Annotated in this window: 24 protein-coding genes; 14 read left to right on the plus strand and 10 right to left on the minus strand. The window is 26.7% G+C overall.

The genetic code is table 11. The features are described from left to right. Together KXZ80_RS07750 and KXZ80_RS07755 are read left to right on the plus strand one after the other, a co-directional pair. Positions 1–666: a hypothetical protein gene (locus KXZ80_RS07750; RefSeq protein WP_021432911.1), complete on the plus strand. Its 666-nt coding sequence runs from the start codon at positions 1–3 to the stop codon at positions 664–666. After that, a complete protein-coding gene (locus tag KXZ80_RS07755) occupies positions 644–3,103 on the plus strand; it encodes a type IV secretory system conjugative DNA transfer family protein (protein ID WP_147422475.1) in 2,460 nt (819 codons plus the stop codon). Before KXZ80_RS07750 ends, KXZ80_RS07755 begins: the two co-directional genes overlap by 23 nt. Before the next feature lie 485 nt (positions 3,104–3,588). Here KXZ80_RS07755 and KXZ80_RS07760 read toward each other — a convergent pair whose 3' ends face one another. From KXZ80_RS07760 to KXZ80_RS07770, 3 genes are read right to left on the minus strand one after another with little or no spacing between them, the layout of a single operon-like run. Next, complete coding sequence (locus tag KXZ80_RS07760; RefSeq protein ID WP_021430997.1) at positions 3,589–3,798, minus strand: hypothetical protein; 210 nt, start codon at positions 3,796–3,798, stop codon at positions 3,589–3,591. Between the two features lie 40 nt (positions 3,799–3,838). Next, on the minus strand, positions 3,839–4,357 hold the full coding sequence (locus KXZ80_RS07765) for a permease (protein ID WP_021432913.1): 519 nt from the start codon (positions 4,355–4,357) through the stop codon (positions 3,839–3,841). Then, positions 4,354–4,833 carry a permease gene (locus KXZ80_RS07770; protein WP_021432914.1) on the minus strand — a complete coding sequence of 160 codons (480 nt, stop codon included), beginning with the start codon at positions 4,831–4,833 and terminating at the stop codon, positions 4,354–4,356. The genes KXZ80_RS07765 and KXZ80_RS07770 overlap by 4 nt, the downstream gene beginning before the upstream one ends. 143 nt (positions 4,834–4,976) lie before the next feature. On the opposite strand from KXZ80_RS07770, the gene KXZ80_RS07775 reads away from it, so the two are divergent. The 4 genes from KXZ80_RS07775 (at position 4,977) to KXZ80_RS07790 (ending at position 9,063) form a co-directional block, all read left to right on the plus strand. After that, complete coding sequence (locus KXZ80_RS07775) at positions 4,977–6,368, plus strand: YfcC family protein (protein WP_021432915.1); 1,392 nt, start codon at positions 4,977–4,979, stop codon at positions 6,366–6,368. A gap of 216 nt (positions 6,369–6,584) precedes the next feature. Further along, the gene (gene yqeB / locus KXZ80_RS07780; RefSeq protein WP_021432916.1) at positions 6,585–7,394 is read left to right on the plus strand and encodes a selenium-dependent molybdenum cofactor biosynthesis protein YqeB; all 810 of its coding nucleotides are present in this window, start codon (positions 6,585–6,587) and stop codon (positions 7,392–7,394) included. After that, positions 7,395–8,195, plus strand: coding sequence for an XdhC family protein (locus KXZ80_RS07785; RefSeq protein WP_021432917.1), 801 nt, complete (start codon positions 7,395–7,397; stop codon positions 8,193–8,195). It abuts the gene before it with no gap. 28 nt (positions 8,196–8,223) lie between these two features. Further along, entirely contained in the window at positions 8,224–9,063 is an 840-nt protein-coding gene (locus tag KXZ80_RS07790) for a radical SAM protein (RefSeq protein ID WP_021432918.1), read from the plus strand. A 16-nt stretch (positions 9,064–9,079) separates the two neighbouring features. Here KXZ80_RS07790 and KXZ80_RS07795 read toward each other — a convergent pair whose 3' ends face one another. Then, positions 9,080–9,844, minus strand: coding sequence for a lysophospholipid acyltransferase family protein (locus KXZ80_RS07795; RefSeq protein ID WP_038285210.1), 765 nt, complete (start codon positions 9,842–9,844; stop codon positions 9,080–9,082). 164 nt (positions 9,845–10,008) lie between these two features. After that, positions 10,009–11,334 (minus strand): MFS transporter, encoded by a 1,326-nt coding sequence (locus KXZ80_RS07800; protein WP_021432920.1) that lies wholly within the window; start codon positions 11,332–11,334, stop codon positions 10,009–10,011. A gap of 503 nt (positions 11,335–11,837) precedes the next feature. Here KXZ80_RS07800 and KXZ80_RS07805 point away from each other — a divergent pair. The 3 genes from KXZ80_RS07805 to KXZ80_RS07815 all read left to right on the plus strand — a co-directional run bounded on the left by KXZ80_RS07805 (position 11,838) and on the right by KXZ80_RS07815 (position 13,271). After that, a complete protein-coding gene (locus KXZ80_RS07805; RefSeq protein ID WP_021432921.1) occupies positions 11,838–12,113 on the plus strand; it encodes a hypothetical protein in 276 nt (91 codons plus the stop codon). Between the two features lie 97 nt (positions 12,114–12,210). Beyond that, on the plus strand, positions 12,211–12,444 hold the full coding sequence (locus KXZ80_RS07810; protein WP_021432922.1) for a hypothetical protein: 234 nt from the start codon (positions 12,211–12,213) through the stop codon (positions 12,442–12,444). Positions 12,445–12,605: 161 nt separating this feature from the next. After that, entirely contained in the window at positions 12,606–13,271 is a 666-nt protein-coding gene (locus KXZ80_RS07815) for an N-acetylmuramoyl-L-alanine amidase (RefSeq protein WP_021432923.1), read from the plus strand. A gap of 50 nt (positions 13,272–13,321) precedes the next feature. On the opposite strand, the gene KXZ80_RS07820 is transcribed toward KXZ80_RS07815, so the two are convergent. Next, a complete protein-coding gene (locus KXZ80_RS07820) occupies positions 13,322–13,474 on the minus strand; it encodes a hypothetical protein (protein WP_021432924.1) in 153 nt (50 codons plus the stop codon). 174 nt (positions 13,475–13,648) lie between these two features. On the opposite strand from KXZ80_RS07820, the gene KXZ80_RS07825 reads away from it, so the two are divergent. Beyond that, positions 13,649–15,541: a tetratricopeptide repeat protein gene (locus tag KXZ80_RS07825; protein WP_021432925.1), complete on the plus strand. Its 1,893-nt coding sequence runs from the start codon at positions 13,649–13,651 to the stop codon at positions 15,539–15,541. Positions 15,542–15,632: 91 nt separating this feature from the next. On the opposite strand, the gene KXZ80_RS07830 is transcribed toward KXZ80_RS07825, so the two are convergent. Together KXZ80_RS07830 and KXZ80_RS07835 are read right to left on the minus strand one after the other, a co-directional pair. Beyond that, positions 15,633–16,262: a manganese efflux pump MntP gene (locus KXZ80_RS07830; protein WP_021432926.1), complete on the minus strand. Its 630-nt coding sequence runs from the start codon at positions 16,260–16,262 to the stop codon at positions 15,633–15,635. A gap of 228 nt (positions 16,263–16,490) precedes the next feature. Continuing rightward, positions 16,491–17,165, minus strand: a complete 675-nt coding sequence (locus KXZ80_RS07835; RefSeq protein WP_021432927.1) for a Crp/Fnr family transcriptional regulator — start codon at positions 17,163–17,165, stop codon at positions 16,491–16,493. Positions 17,166–17,741: 576 nt separating this feature from the next. On the opposite strand from KXZ80_RS07835, the gene KXZ80_RS07840 reads away from it, so the two are divergent. The 4 genes from KXZ80_RS07840 to KXZ80_RS07855 all read left to right on the plus strand — a co-directional run bounded on the left by KXZ80_RS07840 (position 17,742) and on the right by KXZ80_RS07855 (position 21,029). Continuing rightward, on the plus strand, positions 17,742–19,124 hold the full coding sequence (locus tag KXZ80_RS07840; protein ID WP_021432928.1) for a MotA/TolQ/ExbB proton channel family protein: 1,383 nt from the start codon (positions 17,742–17,744) through the stop codon (positions 19,122–19,124). Then, entirely contained in the window at positions 19,114–19,737 is a 624-nt protein-coding gene (locus tag KXZ80_RS07845) for an OmpA family protein (protein ID WP_021430580.1), read from the plus strand. The genes KXZ80_RS07840 and KXZ80_RS07845 overlap by 11 nt, the downstream gene beginning before the upstream one ends. An 89-nt stretch (positions 19,738–19,826) precedes the next feature. Beyond that, positions 19,827–20,474 carry a hypothetical protein gene (locus KXZ80_RS07850; RefSeq protein ID WP_021432929.1) on the plus strand — a complete coding sequence of 216 codons (648 nt, stop codon included), beginning with the start codon at positions 19,827–19,829 and terminating at the stop codon, positions 20,472–20,474. A gap of 285 nt (positions 20,475–20,759) precedes the next feature. Continuing rightward, the gene (locus KXZ80_RS07855) at positions 20,760–21,029 is read left to right on the plus strand and encodes a hypothetical protein (protein WP_021432930.1); all 270 of its coding nucleotides are present in this window, start codon (positions 20,760–20,762) and stop codon (positions 21,027–21,029) included. Between the two features lie 51 nt (positions 21,030–21,080). Here the strand turns inward: KXZ80_RS07855 and lexA are convergent, their stop codons facing one another. Both lexA and KXZ80_RS07865 read right to left on the minus strand, forming a co-directional pair. Continuing rightward, positions 21,081–21,716: a transcriptional repressor LexA gene (lexA, locus tag KXZ80_RS07860; protein ID WP_021432931.1), complete on the minus strand. Its 636-nt coding sequence runs from the start codon at positions 21,714–21,716 to the stop codon at positions 21,081–21,083. Positions 21,717–21,812: 96 nt separating this feature from the next. Continuing rightward, positions 21,813–22,952: a tyrosine-type recombinase/integrase gene (locus KXZ80_RS07865; protein WP_021430584.1), complete on the minus strand. Its 1,140-nt coding sequence runs from the start codon at positions 22,950–22,952 to the stop codon at positions 21,813–21,815. Positions 22,953–23,733 lie beyond the last annotated feature (781 nt).

Below are 23,733 nucleotides of genomic sequence, written 5' to 3' on the forward strand. Positions count from 1 at the left end.
ATGAGATTAATTAATTTAGCTATAAAGCATTGTAAAAAGATAGTAAGTATAGCATTGATAATGCTTATATTAATAGTTACTGGTAAGTCTTTTGCTAACGAAGATTACAAGATAGATGATAGTCAACGTAATGAACTTATAAAACAATCTCAAGTTGTTAACTGGGAAAGCTTTGATAATAAACTAGATCTTAAAAGTAATTTTATAATTATAGATTATTACACAGGTTACTATATAGTTTGTTCTAGGATGGGCGGTGGTAAGCATGCCGATATAGAGCCTGTAAATCAAGAATCTAATGATAATATAAAGAAAATAATGGATAGTGGTCGAGGTGGCAAAAGAAGACCTGTAATAGTTATGCTTGAAAACGGAGAAAGTTACTTAGGTAGTTCTTTCATGGTAGGTCATGCAGGAGTAGATGATGAACCATATTTGAAGGTATTAAATAAAAGAAGTAATGGATATGGCAAAGGTGAAAACTACGATAAGGTAAAAGGTAATGGAATGGACGGACATATGTGTTTATTTGTTGAAGGATGCAAGAATCATTATGATGGTAAAGAAAATAAAGACCACAATAATAATTTAAAATTCTTAAAAGAAAGGAAAGAAATTTCAAATGGGGATATTAAAAGGGAAAATGAAATCAATAAAAATAACTGATTACTTTGAAATGACGAATATTAAAAAAGAGTTGTCTTATTATAAGATAATTCCACATCAAAATACTAGAAATTATAAATCAATAGAAATAGCTAATATAATAAATAAATGCTATAAGGATTTAAATAGTAGAATTACTAAACTTGAAGATGATTTTATATATGATTATGAAATGAAGTCTCAAACTAAAGTGGCTTATTATATTCATGTATCTAAAAATAAAGGTGTAGAATTCTTTTTAATAGTACCTACAGTATATGCAAGTATGTTTATAGAGAAAGTATCTTTAACTTGGAACAAAGTAGAAATGAAAAAAGTAAATGATATACCTAGATTTTCAGATGATTGCACTAAAATGAGCGTTCAATACACTAGAGAAGATGCTTTATCACTTGATATTATAGATAAGAAGTCATGTGATCTATTAGAAGCTCAATTAAATGTTATGAATATGATGCAAGACGACGACAGAATAGGGATATATTACAACTTTAATTATAAGAATAGCCAAAAACAAAAAGGATTTAGAACTAGATACAATGAAACTATGGAAAAAATAAAAGATGGTAAGAATGTAGATAAAATAAGAGACAGTAAATCAATAGGTAAACTTTTATTAAAGATCCTTATGTTATCCGGAGAAGAAATAATGGACGGAATATCTTCTTTACTAGGAGGAGAAAAGAAATCTAATACTGATGTAGCTATATTAAAAAAGAATTTAGGTATGTTGCAAAAGAAAGATCTATCTAAATACACTAAAGAAAAAGGTCAATTGGAAACTATCTCAACTCAAATACTTATTATGAGCGAATCCAAAAACAAAGAAAATGAAAAATTAAATATAAATTCATTAGCGCAATCGTTCAATAAACTTGATGGAGATAATAAGTTAAGACCTAAAGTTATAGGTATAAAGCGTAAGATAGATTTAGATAGGAGTAAGTTGCCTATACCGAGTAATGATATGAGTGTTGAAGAAGTATCGGGATTTATAACTCAACCAGGTAAAGAACTTATAAAGAAACATAATATAAAAGCTAACTCAATTAACGAAGAAAAAGTTCCTGCTGCATGTAAAGAAGGTTATATAAGAACAGGAACAGCATGTAAAAAAGAAGAAGCTTACTTAAATCCGAATCCGGACCAGGATACAGGTTTAACTATAACAGGTAAACAGGGTAGTGGGAAAACCGAAGAATTAAAAAATTACTCTCATGATTGTATAAATAATGTTTACGAATCTATGGAGCATGGAGATAGCATTGTTGTTTTAGATTTTATAGGAAACAATGATTTAGCATCAACTATAGAAAAGATAGTACCTCCTAATTTATTAGTTATGAAAGATTTATCTAAAGTTGAATGTATGGAATCTATAGCATATCCAGAAAAATTTTATACCGAAGATATGGATCTTATGGATAAGTTGGATATAATATCTGAAAAAACACAATTAATGGTTCAATTAATTAATAGTTATAGTCATGGCCAAGACTTAACAAGCCCTATGAGACGTTTCTTTGTTAGTGCTTGTAATGTAACTTATTCGGTTAATCAATATGCTAGCTTCTCAGATGTTATAAGCTGTTTGGAATTATATGAGACAAGAATGGATTTCATAAAAAGAGTTCCTGAGGAATTTAAACTATTTTGTAGTAGCCATATAAATAACTTACTTAAACTTAATGATAAGCATACAAAAGGGGATTTAAAAGGGGAAGATAATGGAGAGACTTGTGAAAGTAAAATAGATAGGATAATAGATAGAGTGAGTGTAATGAGAGAATCACCTAGATTAGAATGTATGTTAAGTAAGGATCCTAGTGATAATATTAATTTTGAAAAAGCTTTTAATGAAGGCAAAGTTATATTAATAAAAATGCGCCAAGATAAGTTTGGAACAACTCATATAAGAAACATGTTAACTATGTTCTTTACTACAAGGGTATGGGAAGCATGTGTAAATAGATATTCTAAATCAAATGGAGAAGAGCTTAGAAGAGTTCATTTTATAATTGATGAACCTCATCAGATACCTAAAGTTATGGAGTATTTAAGTCCTTTATTACCTCAAATGCGTAAGTTTAGATTAAAACCTGTATTTGCAACTCAATCATTGTTACAATTAGAAAATATAATGGATGATATGAAGAGCGCTGGATTTAGCTATATGCTATTAGCTGGAAGTGATAAAGTTAACTTTAAATTATTATCAGAAGAGTTAGCTCCTTATGAAGTAGAGGACCTGTTAAATTTAGAAAGATTCCATAGTTTGAATTTAGTTCCAGATGAAAAAGGAGTACTAAGACCATTTATAACTAAGCTTCCTCCAAAATTAAAAATAGAAACTCCTACCCTGCCAGACGTATATAAGAGAGAAATCAATACTAAATATAAGTCCGACATTTTAAAATGTAACGCTAAAGTTAGTTGACTAAAGTTTAAAAATATATAAAATATAAAAAAGGGATGAAAAAATTATTTGTACTTTTTTATTAAATTTGGAACATTTATTATATATATTTTCATATACTTTATAAAACGAAGTTTACTGAGGTTATAAAGTATATGAATATACATAAAAATATAAAAAATAGCTTGTTCAAATTATAAAAAGACTAGGAATACCCCTAGTCTTTTTATTGTGGATAGTTTTGTGGATAAATTGTTGATAAAATCTATAATTGCATAATTAATTACTTGTACTGACATTTCTTACTGACATTTGGAGGTGTAACGTTGTTTAAACTCAGTTATATCAATGTTTATAGATAGTATTATGATAATACAGTTAAACTTATATCTGAATTTATCAAGCGTTTAAACAATGATGAATATAAAAAAATATTAGATATATAATTTGAAATTCACAATTACTATTAAGTTTATATTACTCATAGTAATTGTGAATTTTTTTGCCTATTCAACCATATAGGTACACTGTATAGATGCTTTTTCAAAACCATAAACTTCAATAAGTTTTTGATGAAGTATAAATACATCTTTTCCAAATTCGCCAACTATTGCATCGCATGTCTTCCTGAACTCATCACAAGTTATAGACGATTCATTTATAGTTAGCATATACCCTAAGTCTTTTTGAATTACAACATAAACATTAGACGACATATCAAACTACCCCTTTTCATATAAAATTCAACTAAAATTTTTAACTTATATTTATTCGCTTTATCATAAGATAGTCAACTAAATATCCCATTATTATAACTCCTGGAATATCAATTATTAATCGAAGTATAGTAAATTTATATCCCAACGCTCCAATTTCAAATAATAATGTTGAAAACTTAGTAACACACCAAGCATTAAGAAAAATAATAATGTTAGAAAATTTAACTCCCTTTTTGATAAGTACAGCTGTAAATGGAAATGCAGCATACATGGGTCCAGCAGAAAAAAATGCTATTAAAAAAGAAATAAATATACCTTTAATACCAGAGCTATCACCCATATACTTTATAAAATATTTTTTAGGAACCCAAATATCTAAAAGACTTAACATAACCATTACCGGAGGAAGGATAGATAGCATTTGGATTAAACTGGAAGTTGTAATATTAAAAATTTTATATCCTATATTTATATTATATAAACATATCAAAATACAAATGAATGAACTTATAAAAAAATATTTATATCTTTTTATTACTGATATTAAAGTACTCATGCTAATACTCCTCCTATGAAAGCCGCAACTAAAAATGCAAATAAGAAAGCTATAAAATTCCTGTAGAATGCAGCTTTTTTGCCGATATATTTAGATTCTAGTGAGAATGTTAAGATTCCAACCATTGTAGATGTCGATATGAAAGCCGCTACTTGAGAGTAACCCGCTCCGCTTTTTAATAATATATCTCCAGTAGAGAAAGCTACAAATGTAGGCATCGTAGTTATAGAGCCTATAAAAGAGGCTATCGATACTCCCAAAACACTTGAATTTGGCCCTATAAACTTAGAAATAGAAACAGGATTAATAATAGCTAGAATTATAGCTATTATTATAACTATACAAAGAAATTGAGGCATAATATTTTCAAAGGATTTAGCTGCATTTATATAAGCATTCTTGGTTTTTTCCCTGTCTTTAAAAAAAGAAATAAATGTTATCAATATGCATAGACCATACATAATAAAAGATGTCACAAAAATCCCCCCTAGCATTAATTTATACTATGAAGAAAATAGGTTAATCGTAACCTGGTAATTAAAGTAATAAAATATATAAATTATAAAATTGGTAATAACTAATAGAGATAAGCTTTGTTTAAGGAGGAATTAGTTATTCTATGAATAAGCAAAAACGATTAGTCATCCCACATACATTTACAATAATATTTTTACTAATAGTTTTTATGGCTATTTTAACTTGGATTATACCCAGTGGACAATTTCAGCGCAAAGAAATCGACAATAGGTTGGTTGTAATTCCAAATACCTATGAATATGTTAAGGAAAATCCTCAAAGTATTGATGATATATTTAGGGCACCGATAGATGGATTTGTAGATGCTGCAGAAATTGTAGGTTTTGTTTTATTAGTTGGAGGATCATTTGGAATAGTTAATAAAACTGGAGCTATAGAAGCTGGAATTAATGCTGTTGTAAAAAAATTAAGGGGGAATGAAATTATAATAATCCCTATATCTATGATACTGTTTAGCTTAGGAGGTACAGTGTTTGGAATGGCTGAAGAAACATTGCCATTTTATATGATATTTGTGCCCTTAATGCTAACTATTGGATATGATTCACTTACCGCTGTGGCTACTGTATTTTTAGGAGCTATGACAGGTAATATAGCATCAACTATAAATCCTTTTTCGGTTGGGATAGCACAGGCATTAGCTCAAATAACTCCGGGGTCAGGAATAGCATTTAGGTTTTTGATATATATAATTCTTATAACAATTTCTATAATATTTGTCGTATTTTATGCTAGAAAAATAAAAAAATACCCAAACAAATCCATAGTGTATGATTTAGACTTAGAAACAAAAGAACATATTCAAATGGAGAGTGCTAATATAAAAGAGTTTACACCTAAAGAAATAGGAGTTCTAATTATATTTGCAGTGGGAATGACTATGATGATATTTGGAGTTTTAAAACTTGGATGGTATATATCCGAAATAGCTATGATCTTTATAGCTATTGGAATTTTATCGGGAATTATAGGAGGACTCAATCAAGAGACTATTGCTATTTCATTTATAGAGGGATCAAAAGATTTAATATCAGCAGCCCTTGCAATAGCATTAGCGCGTGGGATTGTTATAATTGCTCAAAATGGATTTATAATAGATACTATGTTGAATTCAGCGGCAGGATACCTACAGAATTTACCAAAAGTAGTTTTTGTTAATTTAACTTTATTCCTAGAGGCAGCATTGGCATTTTTAATTCCATCGTCATCTGGCCTAGCTTCTCTTACAATACCTGTTTTAGCACCACTGTCTGATTTAGTTGGAGTTTCGGTTCAATTGATAGTTACGGCTTATCAATTTGGTGTAGGACTTACAAATATGATAACTCCTACATCAGGCGTTTTAATGGGAGCATTAGCTCTTGCAAATATACCTTATTCTAAGTGGTTAAGATTTGTAATGCCATTAATTATAACACTGTTTATTTCATGTATGATATTTTTAACAATAGGACAAATTATAGGAATTAAATAAAATATACTTGCAAAGTATCAAGTTCATTTGTTATAATGTTAATACCGTTAAATAATAATAATAATTTGTTTTGAGGGGCTCTTATCTATTTTAAATAGATAAGGGCTTCTTCTATTTGCGTAGATTTTTTATTTGTATAATTATGTAAAATTATTATAATATAGGGGGGTATGTATTGTATAATAGTATTAACATATTAAAGGGGGTTAGGAAATAGTGGACGAGCTTATTATAGTTAGAGGTGCTGGAGATATAGCAACTGGAGTTATACATAAACTTAGTAGATGTGGATTTAATGTTTTAGCATTAGAAGTAAAAGATCCTTTGTCTATAAGAAGAAAAGTATGTTTTAGTGAAGCTATTTACGATGGTGAAGTGTGTATAGAGGGAGTTATTTGTAAATTTGTAAATAATGAAGATGACTTAAAAAAAGCTTTTTTATCAAAAAAAGTTTGTGTAACTATTGATCCTGAGGGTATCTTAATTAATAAATTAAAACCAAAAGTTGTAATAGATGCTATAATTGCAAAAAAAAATTTAGGTACAAATAAAGATATGGCTCCTATTACAATTGGATTAGGGCCTGGATTTGAAGCTGGATATGATGTTGACTTTGTAATAGAAACAATGAGAGGGCACGATTTAGGAAGAATAATCACTAAAGGTTATGCAACTGAAAATACAGGTATTCCAGGAAATATTAATGGCTTCAGTAAGGAAAGAGTAATTTATTCAACTGAAGATGGTATTATAAAAAACATTTGTGATATAGGAGATTTAGTTTATAAAAATCAAGTTATTGCTAAAATAGAAAATGGTAAAAACTCAGTTGATGTGTTAGCCACTATGGATGGCATTATAAGAGGTATTATAAGAAATAACAGTAAAATTAAAAAAAATCTTAAAATTGCCGATATAGACCCTAGAAAAAGTGAACTTAAAAATTGCGAAACTATATCTGATAAAGCTAGATGCATAGCTGGAGGAGTTTTAGAGGCTATCCTTATGAATTGGAGTGATATATAGATGAATGAATATATTTTGAAAAAAGTGTATGAAGATTTAGAATTAGGCAATAGAGTGTGTTTTGTAACGCTTACAGATGTCAAAGGTTCAAGCCCTGGTAAACAAGGCGCTGTCATGGCTGTATTTAAAGATGATTCTGTAATAGGAACTATAGGTGGCGGAATACTAGAAAATGTTGTTATAAATAAATGTAGGGAATGTATTAAAACAGGAGAAGATTTCAACTTTGATTATTCACTTACAGAAGAATCTCTAGAAACTACTATGAAATGTGGTGGATATGTAAAAGGCTATATAAAAGTATTTAAACCAAAGCCTAAGTTATTAATTATTGGAGGAGGTCATATAGGTCATTCTTTATACAACATATCAAAAGGGTTAGACTTCTATTCTACTATAGTAGATGATAGACAAGAATTTGCAAATGAAAATAGGTTTCCAGATGCTGATGAAATATACTCAGGAAATATAAGTGAAATTTTAAACAAAATTAATATTGATGACAATACATACATAGTAATTGCTACTCGAGGTTATGAAAAAGATATAGAAGCTTTGAGAGAGGTCATAAACTCTAAGGCAGCTTATATAGGTATGATTGGTAGCCGTAAGAAATGGAAAGCTTTAAAAAAAGAATTGTTAAGTGAAGGTATAGAGGAAAAGTTATTAGAATCTGTATATGCTCCTGTAGGTATTAATATATCTTCAAGTAGCGTTTTAGAAATAGCTTTTGGAATTATGGCAGAGGTGTTGTTAGTTAAAAATAATGGTGATCTTTCACATAGAAAAGATAAAAGGTAGTTTGGTTTTATAAAGAGGTGTTGTAATTATGATAGATAGATATAAAAGAGATATTCATAAACTTGTTATATCTTTAGGTAAAGAGTTTATTTTAAACATTGATAGTTTAAAATTTATAGTTAAAGAATTAGTTAATTTGGGAATAGATGATATTGAGTTTGATCTAAATGATAATATAGATCAAACTAGCTTATGTCACATAATTAATTATATTAATAGTGAATGTAATATTAACCATATAGGAATAGTCACAGATGGATCTGGAATATATAGTAAAATTAGTGAGCTTAAATCGTATGGACTTACAAATATAAGTGTTAGATTAGAATCTTTAAAGCAATATAAATATAAGCAGTTAAATCATAATATAAATATAAATGAAGTGTTAGAGCTTATTAATAACTGTATAAGCTTTAAACTGAATACAAAAATAATTTGTACTCTTATAAATGATTTTAACACTGATGAAGTGTTTGACTTTGTCTATTTAACAAAGTATTTACCTGTAGAGGTTTCTTTTTCTGAACTTATTCCTGATCCTAAATGTATGAATTTTTTTAACAAAGGATATATAAATGTTAAAGAAGTTTTAGAAAGTATAAAAGAGTTACATAAATTAAATTATGTAAACGGAAGGATGGATTATTATAAGTTAGATGATTCTAAAGGTGTAATAAGTAGAGACACTCATAATGATAAGTGTGATATATGCTTAAAGTGTAATGAAATATTTTTAGATGAAAATGGATATATAAAAACGTGTATAAACTCTAATGTAATTGTAGATACAAAACCTTATATAAATAAACCATTAATGTTTAAAGAAATAATAAAGCAATCTATATATGATAAACCTAAAAATGATTAAATATAAAAAGCTATATCTATTTAGATATAGCTTTTTTATATTTAAAATTAAAGTTTAAAATTGACTCTATCATATCTTCTCTAATGCTTTCTCCTAAGTCAATAGTCTTTATTTTAGGATTTTCTATATGGTCATAAACAGGATCTAAAAATTCAACTTCTACATTTGTAGATTTAATCTTACCTACTGGTTCATATCCATGATAAGTTTCTTTTGAGTTTTTTATAACAATAGGTACAATTGGGCATTTAGCTTTGTATGCTATTTTTAATGCTCCACTTTTAAATTCTGATATTATAGAATGGTCATCTTTTACCCATGTTAAATCACCTTCAGGAAAGATTGCCATACTTTGACCGTTAATTATATTATTAGAAGCTTCTATAATACTTTTTAAACCTTGTCTATTGTCGTGTCTATTTATATATACACATTTTATTATAGCTGCCCATTTAGAAACTATAGGTATGTTTTTCCATACTGGTTCATCAGCTATTACACAACCTACAGGTCTATTTACACTAGATATTAATATATAACTATCTAGCATACTGGAATGATTAACAACAAATAGTACAGGTTCTTTTGGAATTTTTTCCTCGCCAATTATACGAACATCTATATTAACTAATTTTAAAGAGTTTTTAGCTTGTTTTTGTAAAAAAGAAAATTTATTTTCCATTGTGAATTTATTAGGAAACTTTGAAAACTTCTTTAATTTAAAAATAGATAATAAGAAACCTATAATTTGAAAGGTTGCAAATTTAATGTAATTAAACAATTTGATATATCTCCTCTTCATGCATGTTAAAATATTTAATTTAGATTAATTCAATACTAGAAAGATTTTATCATAAAATGAAATTTAATTAAAGAGGAATATGAAATGATAGTTATTTGAATAAAAAAAGAACTATATTAATATAGTTCCTTTTTTTATGTATATTATGCAGTTTGATCTTCCTTGTTATCTTGTCCATGTCTGTTGTATTTTTTATTATACACTACTATTAGAAGTACAGATGCTAGGACATAAATAACAGCTGTTATGTAATAAGCTTTTGAATATCCACCTGGTATTTTAAATAAGAATAATTTTGTAAATTGACCTGCTATTATAGATGTAATACCTCCTGCTACAAATATAAGTGAGTTATATGCAGGTCTAGAGTTTTTTGAAACAAACTCCATTGGGAGAGAGTTCATTATAGGATTTGCACAGTTCATAAATCCTGATCTAAAGAATAAGCCAGCTCCAACTGCTACAACCATTCCAGAACCAAACACTGTACCATTTGCTATAACCAACATAAAAGGTATAGATAAAAGTGCTAATCCACCTAAAGCAATAACATTTCCTAGTTTTTTTACAACCCATGGTGATATTAATAAGAATAAAACCATTGCAAAGTATTGGTAAGATACAAGTTGAGAAGTTGTAGCTCTTGATATACCTAGTTCATTATTTAAGAATACTGAGAAGTAAGGGCAAATTAATGATGCTCCAAATCTTATCATAGCATAGTATACAAGCCATAGCACAACGTACTTATTTTTAAATATTGACCAATCAAAAGATTTTTTCTCTTTAGTAGTAGTTTCTTCGCAGTAATCTTCTTTTTTCTCTTTTATAAATAAAAGAGGTATAAGTGAAAGTGCTGCGATTACAACAAACATAAGTAATACGTCTCTTTGAGCTAATATAAATTCATGTAATTGATGAGAAGTCATTCCTTTAATGTTTTCAGTTATTGCACTTGCTTGAGAGTTAGAAATTTTTAATCTACTTGCAAATCTAGATACTGCAATAGTTCCTCCAAACCAAGTTGCCAATACCATACCTATAACATTTATATACAATGCTCTAGAAAAAACTTTAGTTCTTTCTTTCTCAGTAGTATAAGCTGTAAGATAAGGTGGTAATACAACATCAAATAATGCAACACCTACAAGTATTGCTAGTGTAGCAACAGGGTAAATAAAGCTTACATCCACAAATGATATAGCTATTAATGCAGCTATAGTCATTATAGGCCCTGTAATTATAAGCTTTTTGTATCCAAGCTTTGGTGCTAAAATTAAAATTGCGGCACATACGAAATTACTCATCCCCATAAAAGAGGAGAAAGAACTTGCTGTAGAGATATTAACTTGCTGTAAAAAAGTTACTAAGACGTCAAAAGCAACTCCACTCATAAGTCCCATAAAGGCATAGCTGACAATAAAGGCCCAGCTATTAAAGTTAAATCTTTTTAGTTCTTTTTGATCCATAAAATACCATCCCATTTCATATAAAATTTTTATTAGGAATAACTCTCTTAGGAAAACATTTCCTAGTCAAGATAATTGTATATTATATTGGGAAAATTTCAATATATTTGGAAATTTATGAAATATATTGTAAATTCTATAAATTCGCTAAAATAGTTAGATTTCATACTTAAAATTCAAAATTTACTAATTATCATTATGTGCGTATATAATAAATTTTTAAGCACTTATACAAATATGAATTTATGTTAAAAATATATTAAATATCTTTAAAACTTTAATAATTTTTTCAAAAAACTTTACTTTAAACTGAATTTAATTTTCAAAATTTTATCTACAACGTAAACATTTAGTTATATACTTTATTTTAATTTCTTTTATTAAAATAATCTCAATTTAAATAAAGTTAATATATTTCTTCGAATAATAGCATATTATTAAAGTAATTAGATATAATTCAATACTTAGGTGGTTAAAAATATGTATCAAGGGGGAATTATAAGGTGAGAAGTAAAGCTGTAAATTTAATTGATGATAGGCTTTTTAAAGTTAAAATACTATCTAGTGGTGGAGATAATATAAATTTAAAATTTCCTGTTGAGTTTGTGAAAAGAATGGTGAAAATAAATGGACTTAAATGGCTTAATTTAAAAACAGATGTCTTAGATACTGACAACTTAGCAAAAACGGTTATGCAAGCTTTAGATTATAATTTAACTGGTAATATAGTTAATATAAAAACTAAAAATAATGATTTAATAAAAATAAATATAGATTAAGTTTAAATTTCGATGAATTTAATATATAGGCTTGAATAAATATGATTTTTTTTATACTATATTAATAACTTTAAATTAATATCGAAAGGAACTTGTTATGAAAAGCTTTAAAATACGATTAACTAGAGAGACTTTTAGTTTTAGGTTTAAACAATATGAGGGCACATATTTTTTTGGAGAGTTAAATGAAGAAACTCAAATTGTTAAGTATAAGATAACAAAAGATGAAGAAGGATTAGATTTAAAAGAATTTGGAAACACACACATAAAAGAGGACTTATTATATATCCCTCAAGTGGACGCTTACATAGATTTAAATAGTATAAAATAAAAATCGCCACCGATATATGCGAATCGGTGGCGATTTTTATTTTATAGATGTTAGTAACAGTTTCTTTGAAATCATAATAAGATATATAAACGCCTAATGTAGAATTAAGTTTATTTAAGTAAATAGATAATATAAATTTACAAGAGGAGAATGATGAATATATGAAAAAAGTTTATATAGATTTAGGTCATGGTGGAAATGATAGTGGTGCTATAGGAGTTAATAACATACTTGAGAAAGATATAGTACTTAGTATAGGAAAAAAGCTTGAGCAAAAACTTAAAAACTGTGATTTAGATATTAAAATGTCTAGAAACAATGATACTTTCAAAACACTTGAGTATAGATCTAGTGAAGCGAATAAATGGGGAGCTGATTGTTTTGTGTCATTGCACTGCAATTCATTTAATAAATTAGCAAAAGGTATAGAAACATATTGTTATAAGCTGAAATATAGAAAGCTAGCAGATGATATACACGAAGAATTAGTAAAGTCTCATTTATACACAGAAAATAGAGGCGTAAAAGAAGGAAATTTTCATGTAGTTAGAGAAACAAAAATGGCTGCAGCTTTAATAGAGTTGGCATTTATAGACAATGTTGAAGATATAGATCTGTTGTTAAATAAACAAGATGAATTTGCAACAGCAATAGCTAAAGGTATATGCAAATTTTTAGGAATTGAGTTTAAGTATGATAATAGTTCAAATAAAGAACAATTATGGGCAGTATGTGTAGGTGCTTTCAAAGAAAGAGAAAACGCAGATAGAGTATTAAAAGAAGCTATAGATAAGGGATTTAAAGATGCTTATATAATTACTAGGTAATCTAAAAACTACCACTGTAAAAAATACAGTGGTAGTTTATGTATAAAATATTATATTAAAATAATAACTTTATATAATATTAGTAGACAAAGTCCTATTAAAGCAATTTTAAACACTATATTTCCAATAAGCTTTACACTTTTTATAGCTATTCCTGCAATAACTATAAAAACTAGCAATTTAAATAACATATCTAAATCCATACTTTTATCCTCCTATTCATATAAGAATTATATAAATTTTAACAGAATATAAGAATATATGCAATTTATATAAAATATAGAGATATAATATATAATATTAGAGATATATTGTATAATGATATATTATGGTAAAATATGTATAATATAATACAAAAGGTAGGTAGGGAATTATTTATGAATAAAATTAAATTTTCAATAAAAAAAATAAAAGATATCCCAACTGATCCTAAGATAATGTATGCTAAAGCTAGCCTTTACATTAAATTAGGGAAGATTGATGATGCTATAGAGCTATTAACTCAAGCTTCAATAAATCACTATGACAAGGCTCAATATACGCTAGCCAAGTTATATCAGTCTGAGGGTAATATAGAAGAATGTGAAAAATGGCTTAAACTAGCATTTAAAAGTGGAGTTGAAGAAGCTGCTTATGATTTGGGAAGTATCTATTATGGTTTAGAAGCATATGAATATGCTATATATTGGTATGAAAAGATAGCATTACTAGGGCATTTGAAAGCTCAAAATAACTTAGGGGTAATTTATTTTAAGTTAAGAGACTACGAAAATTCTATAAGGTGGTTAAAGGAAGCTAGTGAGGGTAAACTCTCTGATGCTCTTTTCAATCTAGGTATTTTATATAGATATGCAAATGATACTCAAAATGCAATAGATTGCTTTAAAAGAGGTTCTATTTTAGGAAACAATCATGCAAAATATAATTTAGCTATGATATATCAAGAAAATGGGGACTTTAAAGATGCTATTTCAAACTATAAACAATTGTCTAAATTGGGATACGAAAAAGCTTGCTATAATTTAGGCCTTTTATTTGAATCAGATCAAAATTATGAAGAAGCTAAAATTTATTACAAAAAAGCTGCTGAAAAAGGTAATGAAAAATGCAGTTTTAGGTTAGCTTACATATATGATGAGCAAGAAGACTTTGAAGAAGCTAAGTTTTACTATAAAATTGCTTATGATAAAAACAATATATTATCTAGCTATAAACTAGGCAATATATATAATAAAGAAAATGATTTAAACACAGCTAAAATGTATTATAAAGAAGCTTCTGACAACGACATAATACAAGCTACTAATAATTTAGCTGGTCTTTTATTTGAAGAGAAATTGTATGAAGAAGCTATTCCTCTGTATAAAAAATGTATAGATTATGGATTTAGAGAATCTGTAGAAAATCTAGGAGATCTTTATAAACAAATAAATGATACAGATTCTGCAATTGACTATTACAAACAGATAGAAGATTTAACATCTGTTCAAGTTAAACTTGGTAATATATATGAACAATTAAAAAACTTTGATTTAGCAATTAACTATTATCTAAAAGCAGCTGAAAATAATAACCTCGAAGCAATTTATAGATTAGGGATTATTTATGAAGAATTAGATGATTATGATAAAGCAATAAGTTTTTATGAAAAAGCTATTGAAAAAGATCACTTAAATTCTAGGATCCATTTAGGGAAAATTTTATTTGAAAAAGAAGAATATGAAGTTTCTAAAAAGCTATTTGAAGTTCCCTCAAATGAGGATAATGGTTACTCACAACATATGTTAGGTATAATATATAGCATTTATTATAAAGATTATGTAAGTGCTAAGTATTGGTATGAAAAAACAAGAGAAAAAGGGTGTATAGAATCTATATTTAATTTAGGTCAATTGAGTCTAAAATTAAATGAAGATAGTGAAGCTGAAAAATATTTTAAAGAAGGAAGCAAGTTAGGCAATAAGAAATGTGAATATATGCTAGCTAGCCTATATTATAAAAAGAGCTTTGAAGCTTATGAAAGTTTAGCAAAAGAAAATTATGATAATAGTGAAGAAGTGTTTAAAAAACTTCCAAAGTTAATTTTGAATTTTAATCAAATACTCATAGCGCCTTTTGAAACTATTAGTCCTAATGAAGAAGAAGATATGTATGTGCCTAAGTATTTATTATATACAGATGAAAAAATAGATAATCTATATGAAAATGAGTTAACTCATATGATTGTAGATGGACATTTGGAGTTTAATATAGAAAATATAACTAAATAATACAAAAAATGGATAAAAAAGCACATGCAAACAAATGTTCGATAAGCTAATTTTATCCATTTTTTTGTTAAAACACATATTTTTTTATAATTTACTTAAAAAAGTTAATAAAATTTGATAAAAATCCTGTATGCTCGTTGAATATGTTAATACCTATACATATTAATATAATACCACCTATAATTTCGGCATAATTTTTTAATATTGGACCTATTTGCTTTCCTATCAAAACACCTATAAAACACACTATAAAAGTTATTATAGCTATAGCGCTTACAACTGGTATTATAGATATATTTAAAAATGCAAAACTAACACCAACGGCAAGTGCATCTATACTAGTAGCAACAGACAATACTATTAAATCTTTTGTTTTTATATCATTATCGTTAAAGTTATTTTGAGTATTATCTTGAGCGATATCTAATGCAACTTCATCCTCATCTTCACCTTTAATAGATTCATATATCATTTTTATACCTAAGAATGATAGTAATATTAATGCGATCCAATGATCAAAAGCTTTTATGTATCCTTCGAAGCTAATTCCTAGTGCCCATCCAATTAGAGGCATTCCTCCTTGAAATAAACCAAAGAAAAAAGCTATTTTAAAAGCTAACTTTGTTGTTATATTTTTAATTGTCATTCCTTTAGTTATAGATACTGCAAATGCATCCATAGATAAAGCAATTGACGTTAATAAAATTGATATTAAACTCATAATTATTATTCCTCCTTAACTTTTTATAATATGCACAAAAAAAACGAGACTTATACACGAAAATAATCGTGTATGAGTCTCGCTATTTAAGATTAGACCAGACTTTATAGTCATTATGTTGATCTAACCACACTTTATGTGCTAGCTACTCCCTCAACAAGAGAATAGAAAGTTTATTCAATTCTTTTATAATTTTACATAATATGTAAGTATAAGTCAATTAAAACTTTATAACTGGCTTAGGTGAATCAATTTATCTCTATTAATTATAGTTATTTTACCTCTTTGAGATGTGATTATATCTTTGTTTTTAAAATCTGTAAGTAGCCTAGTTATTACTTCACGGCTAGTTCCTAACTCCTGAGCAATTTTTTCTTGTGTTAAATATAAATAATCACTATTATTAGTTCTTTTAGAAATATCTAATAGGTACTTAGAAACTCTTACATCCATTCGTTCAAAAGCTATTTCTTCCAATAAATTTATTACTTCTGTATATTTAGTAAATAAATTTGAAACCATATACTTTTGAAAATCTAGAGTATTATATATATACTTGTTAAAAATGTCAGTTGGAATAAAAATTATCTTTGTAGGTTCTATAACTTCTGCAAATGCCGGAAAAACTTCATTTGATAACATACAAGACATGGATAAGTAGCAAGTATCTCCGCTAGAAAGCTTATATAAAGTTACTTCTTTTCCTTTATCTGAAATTTTATAAACTCTTATAGATCCTTTTAAAATTAAAGAAAACCCCCTACACTGTTCTCCTCTAGCTATTATTTCAGAGTTTATATCGAAACTTTCAACCACTAATCTAGATTCAATAAGATTTTTAATTTGTTCATCTAATTTATTGATAAAACTGTATGTATCACATAGTTCTTTAAAAACTGTCATAAGATTCCCCCTAAATATAAGTTAAAATTATTTTTATATACTAAAATTATATATTAATATATATTAATATCAAAGTATTTAATTTCACTATATAAATATATACATAATTTATATTTTAAATTAAACATAAATGAAGAGTGCCTTATAAAAGACACTCTTCTATCTAAATTAGGTTTGGCAGAGCGAGTAATTCTGCATCTCTCACAATTACTTAAAACCTTTAAGTAGAGTATTGGACTCTTTCCAACTTCAAAACCTAACTGATAATAGTATTACCTTTAAAATTAATTTTTATACTAAAATAAGTAACATATTTATATGTATATTCATATTCTTTAATAAGATTAAATATTTAACTATTAAAAATACTCTCTACATTAAATATTAGCTTCTGAGTTATCTACATTAATACAGATAAAACCCATAAATTCATCAGAAGTAGCTTGAGTATAAAAATAGTATTTATATCTTAGAAGGTACCTTGAAGTTAAACTAAAGGTATCTTCTTATTTTTTGTCTATTTTAACTAGTATGTACATATATATTATTAAAACACATTCAATTAAGGAGGTTAGTATGGGAAGTATAATAAGTAATTTATTTACATCGATATTTACAAATCCTATAACATTAATATTTATAGGTATTACAATAATTCACTCAGTTATAAACGTTATAAAAAACAATAAAATCTATGATTTTGTGCAAGAGAAATTGAAGGAGTTAAATTTAAATCCAGAAGAAAGTGATATAGTATCTATTGCTAATACTAAGTACGAATCATATAAAAGTACATATCCATATGCAGAAATAAACATGAATACATTTGTAGAAGAAGTTATATCTGATTTTTCTAAAGATAGTAAAATAATAATAAACGAAATAAAGGCTGTTAAAAGCTCACCTTCATTATGTATATTGTTAGGAGTTTTAGGTACATTTGTAGGGCTTACAATAACTCTTGCAAGTATCGATAAAAGCGATATCGTAAATTCAATGACTCTAGCTATTGGGAGTATGCAGATTGCATTTGCTACAAGTATTGTAGGGATAATATGTTCAGTAACTATAAATGCATATATAAAACATAAAAATTGTGAGAGTATACTATTACAATTGATGCTTAAGTTAGAAAATATTATGACCGTTAAATCTAGCAATGACAAAGGAGAAGTTTTAGATTCAAAGTTAAATGAAATTAAGGTATGTATAAAGGATATTAGCAAAGCTATAAGCGCTATAGAAAGATTTGATAAAATTTCTAAAGATTTACATGACTTTAACGATGACTTTATATCTTCTATAGAGCAATTAGGCAATATGCTAAATGGATCAAATGATTCTATAAAGGCATTTGATCAAAGTATAAGAAAATTAGATAAACAATTTAGTATACTTAATTTAAAATTTGTTAAGTTATTTGATACATACGAAGCTCAAAGTGAAATTTACAATGAAATAGTAGAAAATGTAAAAGAGTCTTCAAAAGATATAAAAACAGTAAACCAAAGTCAACTTGCTATTAAAGATTATATAAGGGATGTAAATGCTGGATTTGCATTATATGAAAGAAATATACAAGATCTTATGGTGAAGTTAATTTCTCACGAAAATAATTTACTTATAAAACAAAATAGTATGAATGAAAACAATGTAAACTTAAAAGAGGATATACATAAATTAACATCTGTTATAGATGAACAGGCTAGATCAATCATTGACCACCTAGAACTTGTATTTAAGTATATCGATATATATAAAGAAGCTTTAGACATGTCAAATTCAATGTCACTAGAATCTATTGTTAAAAATAATGAAGGGTATGAAATTGTTAAAGAGTATAAGATAGATAACATAAATGAAGATTATGATAACCCCAACCAAACTTTCGATTTAGATGAATTAGACGAAATTGAATTATATGATGAAGAAGAAGAGGAATTAGAGTATGATAAATAAATATAGAAGAACTGTAAATAAAGAGGAAGAACATAGCAATTTTTGGCCCACATTTACAGATTTATTAGCAACTATTTTAATGGTTGTTATAATGCTTTTAATTAGCTCTGAAAGTATGGTTGGAGGAGTAGAACAAGGAATAGCAAGTAACGTTAATAACTCAGTAAAACAAACTTTAAAAGAAAATGGAATTCCAATAGAGATTGATAAGGAAAGTGGAGAAGTTACGTTTGGAGAAACTGCATTATTTGATACAGATAGCGATCAGTTAAAGCCAGAAGCTAAAGAAATTTTAAAAGTATTTGTTCCTAAGTACGCTGAAACTATATATAAGGATTATGGTGATTATATATCTAAAATTATAGTAGAAGGGCATACTGATGATGTTGGAACATATATATATAACTTAGACTTATCACAAAGAAGAGCTTTTAGTGTTGTAAACTTTATAGTTGGAGAAGAAATAGGTGATTATAAATATAAAGATAAACTAACAGGAGATATAATAGCTGTAGGTCGATCTAAAGCTGAACCTATAAAAAATAATGATGATAGTGTCAATAGAGATAAATCAAGAAGGGTAGAAATAAAATACGAAGTTAATGTAAATTAAAACTCCGAATATATGTTTGGAGTTTTTTTTGTATTTAATACCAATTGCGTGTTATAATTTATAGTGATTAGTTTGGAGGGATAAAAAAAATGACGGATAAACAAAAATTAGATAAGTTTTTAAAACTACAAAACAAAGGAATTTCAATTGATGAGATAGCAACTCAATTAGATTCAGATATAAAAGCTTTAAGACGTTTTTTAAATAAAAATGGATATAAATCAGTAAAAGGAAAATATGTAAAAAAAGATGATATTCCTGTAAATGATTCAAAGCAAGATGTAAAGCAATTAGAGTTAACAATGAATTCGACTAAATCATCTAAACCAGCAACTAAAGAATCTAAAACATCTACAAAAGCAAAAAAAAATAATACTTCTAGCACCACTTCTAAAAAAAGTTCAAAACCTAGCACTACAAAAAGCCAAAAGGTATACAAATCTAAACCAGCAAAGGTTAATGTGAGCGCTGAAGATTTAGATAAACTTTGCGAAGTTTATGACTGGTACTTATCAGTTAAAGATATAAAATCACTTAAGCCAAAGATAACGAAATCTAAAAAGGATATTTTGATAGAAGAATGTGATATGACTGATTTAAAAAGCACTAGAGTTCAAGTTGAAAAATCTACATGGGAAGAGTTTGAACGATTATGTAGCAATTCTGATCATACTAAACAAGAAATAATAACTCAAGCTATAAAGGAGTTTTTAAAACAATATAAGAACTTAATTTAATAAAAAATAAATGAGCTACAGTATTTGCAGCTCATTTATTTTTTATTTATTTATCACATAGTTTTTAATGTAAAAACTAAAGTAAACAAGAGCATAGGGATAAGTATTAGTATAGCTATTTTTTCAGAATTTTTTCTCATAAATCCCCTCCTAAAAAGTTTACTTATATACTATATATTATAATTATAGTATATTTATTCCAATATGTTAATTTAAAAATCAGAAAATTTAGTATATAATAAATGATATATAGAAATATTAATTTAATAAGAAAGAGGAAAAGGTATGTTTTTATTATTGGGAGTACTATTTTTAGTTTTAGGCATAAGTTTATTAATGTCTTGTAAAAATACAAAGAAAGAATATGATACAAAATTACAAAGTATAGAACAATCAAAAAGTGTAAAGAAAGATAAAAAAACTAATAATAAAATTAAAAACATAAAAGAGAAGTATGAAGATGAAATAAAAAAATCAAAGGGAAGTGGATATAGCTTTTTAGCAGCAGGAATCTCATGTGTGTTAGCAGAAATCATTTTGAAATATTTAAAATAATAAAATCTAAAATTACAAAAATAAAGAGATATGTCTATAAAACATATCTCTTTATTTTATTACTCTAAATACACCGCGTACATGTCCTAGTATACTAACTTCAGATGGGTCTAAAATTATAGGTTCCATAAATTCATTTTCAGGTTGTAATCTTATATGATTTTCTTCTTTAAAAAACCTCTTAACCGTTGCACTATCTTCTCGAACTAATGCAACTACTATTTGAGAGTTATAAGCTGTGTTAGATTTATCAACTATAACATAGTCTCCATCTAAAATACCTGCATTTATCATGCTTTCGCCTTTTACTTTTAATATGAAGTTATCTTTGCCTACAATAAAATTTGCAGGTAATGGTATGTATTCTTCTATGTTTTGTTCTGCAAAAATTGGTTCTCCAGCAGTTATTTGACCTATAACAGGTAAATGAAGAACCTCTTGATTAAGACCATTTACACCTTCACCTTTATTAGAGTCTAAAACTTCAATTGCTCTAGGTTTCGTTGCATCTCTTCTAATATATCCTAGTTTTTCTAATTTATTTAAATGAGAGTGTACAGTTGATGTAGATCTTAAATCAACAGCTGCACAAATTTCTCTAACTGAAGGTGGATACCCTTTTTGAGTTAATTGATCTTTTATAAACTCAAGTATCAGTATTTGCTTATTCGTTAAATCTAGATACATGTTATCATCTCATTTCTAATATTAATTTTTAGTTTTATACTATATATTTTAGCATATTGACCAATTTTATACAAACATTTGTTCTTATATTAAATTTTATTCATTAATATCATCTAAGTCATCTATCCATTCAAAGTTATTAACAATATCTCTTTTAACATTTTTCTTATGAGCTGCATATAATTGAGTCGTTGTAACATTATCATGATCTAGTAAGTTTTGTACATCGTATATAGAAAATCCATTTTGAATTAATGAAGTAGCCGCCGTAGCTCTTAACTTATGAGGACTATAACCTTTATCTCTAGAAGTATCCATAGAAATAGACGTATATTTTTTAACTAATTGTCTAATTGACTTTGGATCCATTCGTTTATTTTGCAGAGATAGAAATAATGCATCTTGCATATCTTCACTTAACATTTCACTTTTAGGTCTTTCATTTAAAATATAATCTCTAACAACTAGCTCACAAGTATTGTTTATAGGCATTAATACTTCTTTGCCTCTTTTTCTATAAATTTTAAACTCTCCTCGTGAGAAGTTAAATGATGAAATATTAAGCTCTCTAAGTTCATTTAATCTAAGTCCATATGTAACAAACAAAGCTAATATAGCTTTATCTCGAAGCTTAGTCTTTTTCCAATAAACTTTCTCTTTATCAGTAAGACCCAAACCTGTATCAACAGCATCTAACATTTTAGCAACTTCATCTATTTCTAGACGTTTAATAGCATCAGGTTGTGGTTTGGGAAGTTTGATTGGATTGAACCCATCTGTTATATTAGCTTCTAATTGATCATTTCTAAAAAGAAATTTAAATAGAGTAGACAAAGATGACTTTTTACGTGCTAAAGCTCTATTGTTATTTTCATATATATGAGTATTTTTATCAGTATACTTATAATATCTAGTACAATAATCTCCTAAGAATAGATTCACATCTCGTGCTTTTATTTGGTTAAACTCATTAAGCGTAATATCTTTTATCTCATTAGCAATTGTAATTTCTTTAGTTTCTATTAAATATGAACAAAAAAATTGAATATCTTCTAAATAAGCTAATCTAGTAGTAACCGATACAGATCCTTTTAAATAAATACAATAATCCTTCATAAACTTAGGAAGGTTGTTTTCAACCTGTATACATTTTTCGATAACTCTATTATCTCTAAGAACGATATTATCTGGCTTATCAGATTTATTATGTATTTTAATAGTTTTACTTTCTGCCATTTTAAAACCTCCAAATTTAAACTTTTAATATTTTTAATATAGCATAGTCTTTTTTTGACTTCAACTATTCCTTAAATAATACAACAAAAGTGAATTATATAAAAATACTGATTTAAATCGATTTTTAGGAGTAGAAGCTTAGTTATAATACAAATATCTAATATTAGAGTCGAAATGTTTTAAAATGCATTTAAATAGGCCGGTTTAAGATACGATTTGTCAAAGTAAGAATAGTATATATAAAACAATAATTATAAGTACAAAAATAAATTTATAAAAGAAAATATTATAAAATTTAAGCTTAGAATATTAAATATGAAAAATCAAAGTAAAATTTATTTTTTCATATTTAAATAAATTGATTTGAGAGTTATAAAATTAAAAAATAAAAACGTAAAAATAATTTTAAAATAAACTCAAAAATTAAACAAAAAGAGAAGTTGTAAAAGTTGAAAATAATATAAATGGTAAAAGTTACAAATATATGCTAAAAAAGCACTAAATAGATATATATTATTTATTTCCATACTAACTATACCCTAAATATACATTTAAAGGATAGTTATATATTAAGAAACAGACTACTCTTCATATATGTATATATAATTAATGCAATTTCACCTATATACATATATGATAATTTTATAATAACTATATATACATATAATATTAGTTGCTATGCACGTTTACATTATACAGGCCTAATTGTATATACAATCAAACTACAAATCCATAATAAAAAACGTCATTTTAAGTTTAAATTAGCTTAAAATGACGTTTT

This window comes from Paraclostridium bifermentans (assembly GCF_019916025.1).
Taxonomy (GTDB): Bacteria; Bacillota; Clostridia; order Peptostreptococcales; family Peptostreptococcaceae; genus Paraclostridium; species Paraclostridium bifermentans.

Bases quoted from the DNA above. Each gene is read 5' to 3' on its own strand.
- KXZ80_RS07750 (WP_021432911.1), top strand. From the start codon at position 1: ATGAGATTAATTAATTTAGCTATAAAGCATTGTAAAAAGATAGTAAGT.
- KXZ80_RS07755 (WP_147422475.1), top strand. From the start codon at position 644: ATGAAATCAATAAAAATAACTGATTACTTTGAAATGACGAATATTAAA.
- KXZ80_RS07760 (WP_021430997.1), bottom strand. From the start codon at position 3,798: ATGTCGTCTAATGTTTATGTTGTAATTCAAAAAGACTTAGGGTATATG.
- KXZ80_RS07765 (WP_021432913.1), bottom strand. From the start codon at position 4,357: ATGAGTACTTTAATATCAGTAATAAAAAGATATAAATATTTTTTTATA.
- KXZ80_RS07775 (WP_021432915.1), top strand. From the start codon at position 4,977: ATGAATAAGCAAAAACGATTAGTCATCCCACATACATTTACAATAATA.
- KXZ80_RS07785 (WP_021432917.1), top strand. From the start codon at position 7,395: ATGAATGAATATATTTTGAAAAAAGTGTATGAAGATTTAGAATTAGGC.
- KXZ80_RS07790 (WP_021432918.1), top strand. From the start codon at position 8,224: ATGATAGATAGATATAAAAGAGATATTCATAAACTTGTTATATCTTTA.
- KXZ80_RS07800 (WP_021432920.1), bottom strand. From the start codon at position 11,334: ATGGATCAAAAAGAACTAAAAAGATTTAACTTTAATAGCTGGGCCTTT.
- KXZ80_RS07810 (WP_021432922.1), top strand. From the start codon at position 12,211: ATGAAAAGCTTTAAAATACGATTAACTAGAGAGACTTTTAGTTTTAGG.
- KXZ80_RS07815 (WP_021432923.1), top strand. From the start codon at position 12,606: ATGAAAAAAGTTTATATAGATTTAGGTCATGGTGGAAATGATAGTGGT.
- KXZ80_RS07820 (WP_021432924.1), bottom strand. From the start codon at position 13,474: ATGGATTTAGATATGTTATTTAAATTGCTAGTTTTTATAGTTATTGCA.
- KXZ80_RS07825 (WP_021432925.1), top strand. From the start codon at position 13,649: ATGAATAAAATTAAATTTTCAATAAAAAAAATAAAAGATATCCCAACT.
- KXZ80_RS07830 (WP_021432926.1), bottom strand. From the start codon at position 16,262: ATGAGTTTAATATCAATTTTATTAACGTCAATTGCTTTATCTATGGAT.
- KXZ80_RS07835 (WP_021432927.1), bottom strand. From the start codon at position 17,165: ATGACAGTTTTTAAAGAACTATGTGATACATACAGTTTTATCAATAAA.
- KXZ80_RS07840 (WP_021432928.1), top strand. From the start codon at position 17,742: ATGGGAAGTATAATAAGTAATTTATTTACATCGATATTTACAAATCCT.
- KXZ80_RS07845 (WP_021430580.1), top strand. From the start codon at position 19,114: ATGATAAATAAATATAGAAGAACTGTAAATAAAGAGGAAGAACATAGC.
- KXZ80_RS07850 (WP_021432929.1), top strand. From the start codon at position 19,827: ATGACGGATAAACAAAAATTAGATAAGTTTTTAAAACTACAAAACAAA.
- KXZ80_RS07855 (WP_021432930.1), top strand. From the start codon at position 20,760: ATGTTTTTATTATTGGGAGTACTATTTTTAGTTTTAGGCATAAGTTTA.
- lexA (WP_021432931.1), bottom strand. From the start codon at position 21,716: ATGTATCTAGATTTAACGAATAAGCAAATACTGATACTTGAGTTTATA.
- KXZ80_RS07865 (WP_021430584.1), bottom strand. From the start codon at position 22,952: ATGGCAGAAAGTAAAACTATTAAAATACATAATAAATCTGATAAGCCA.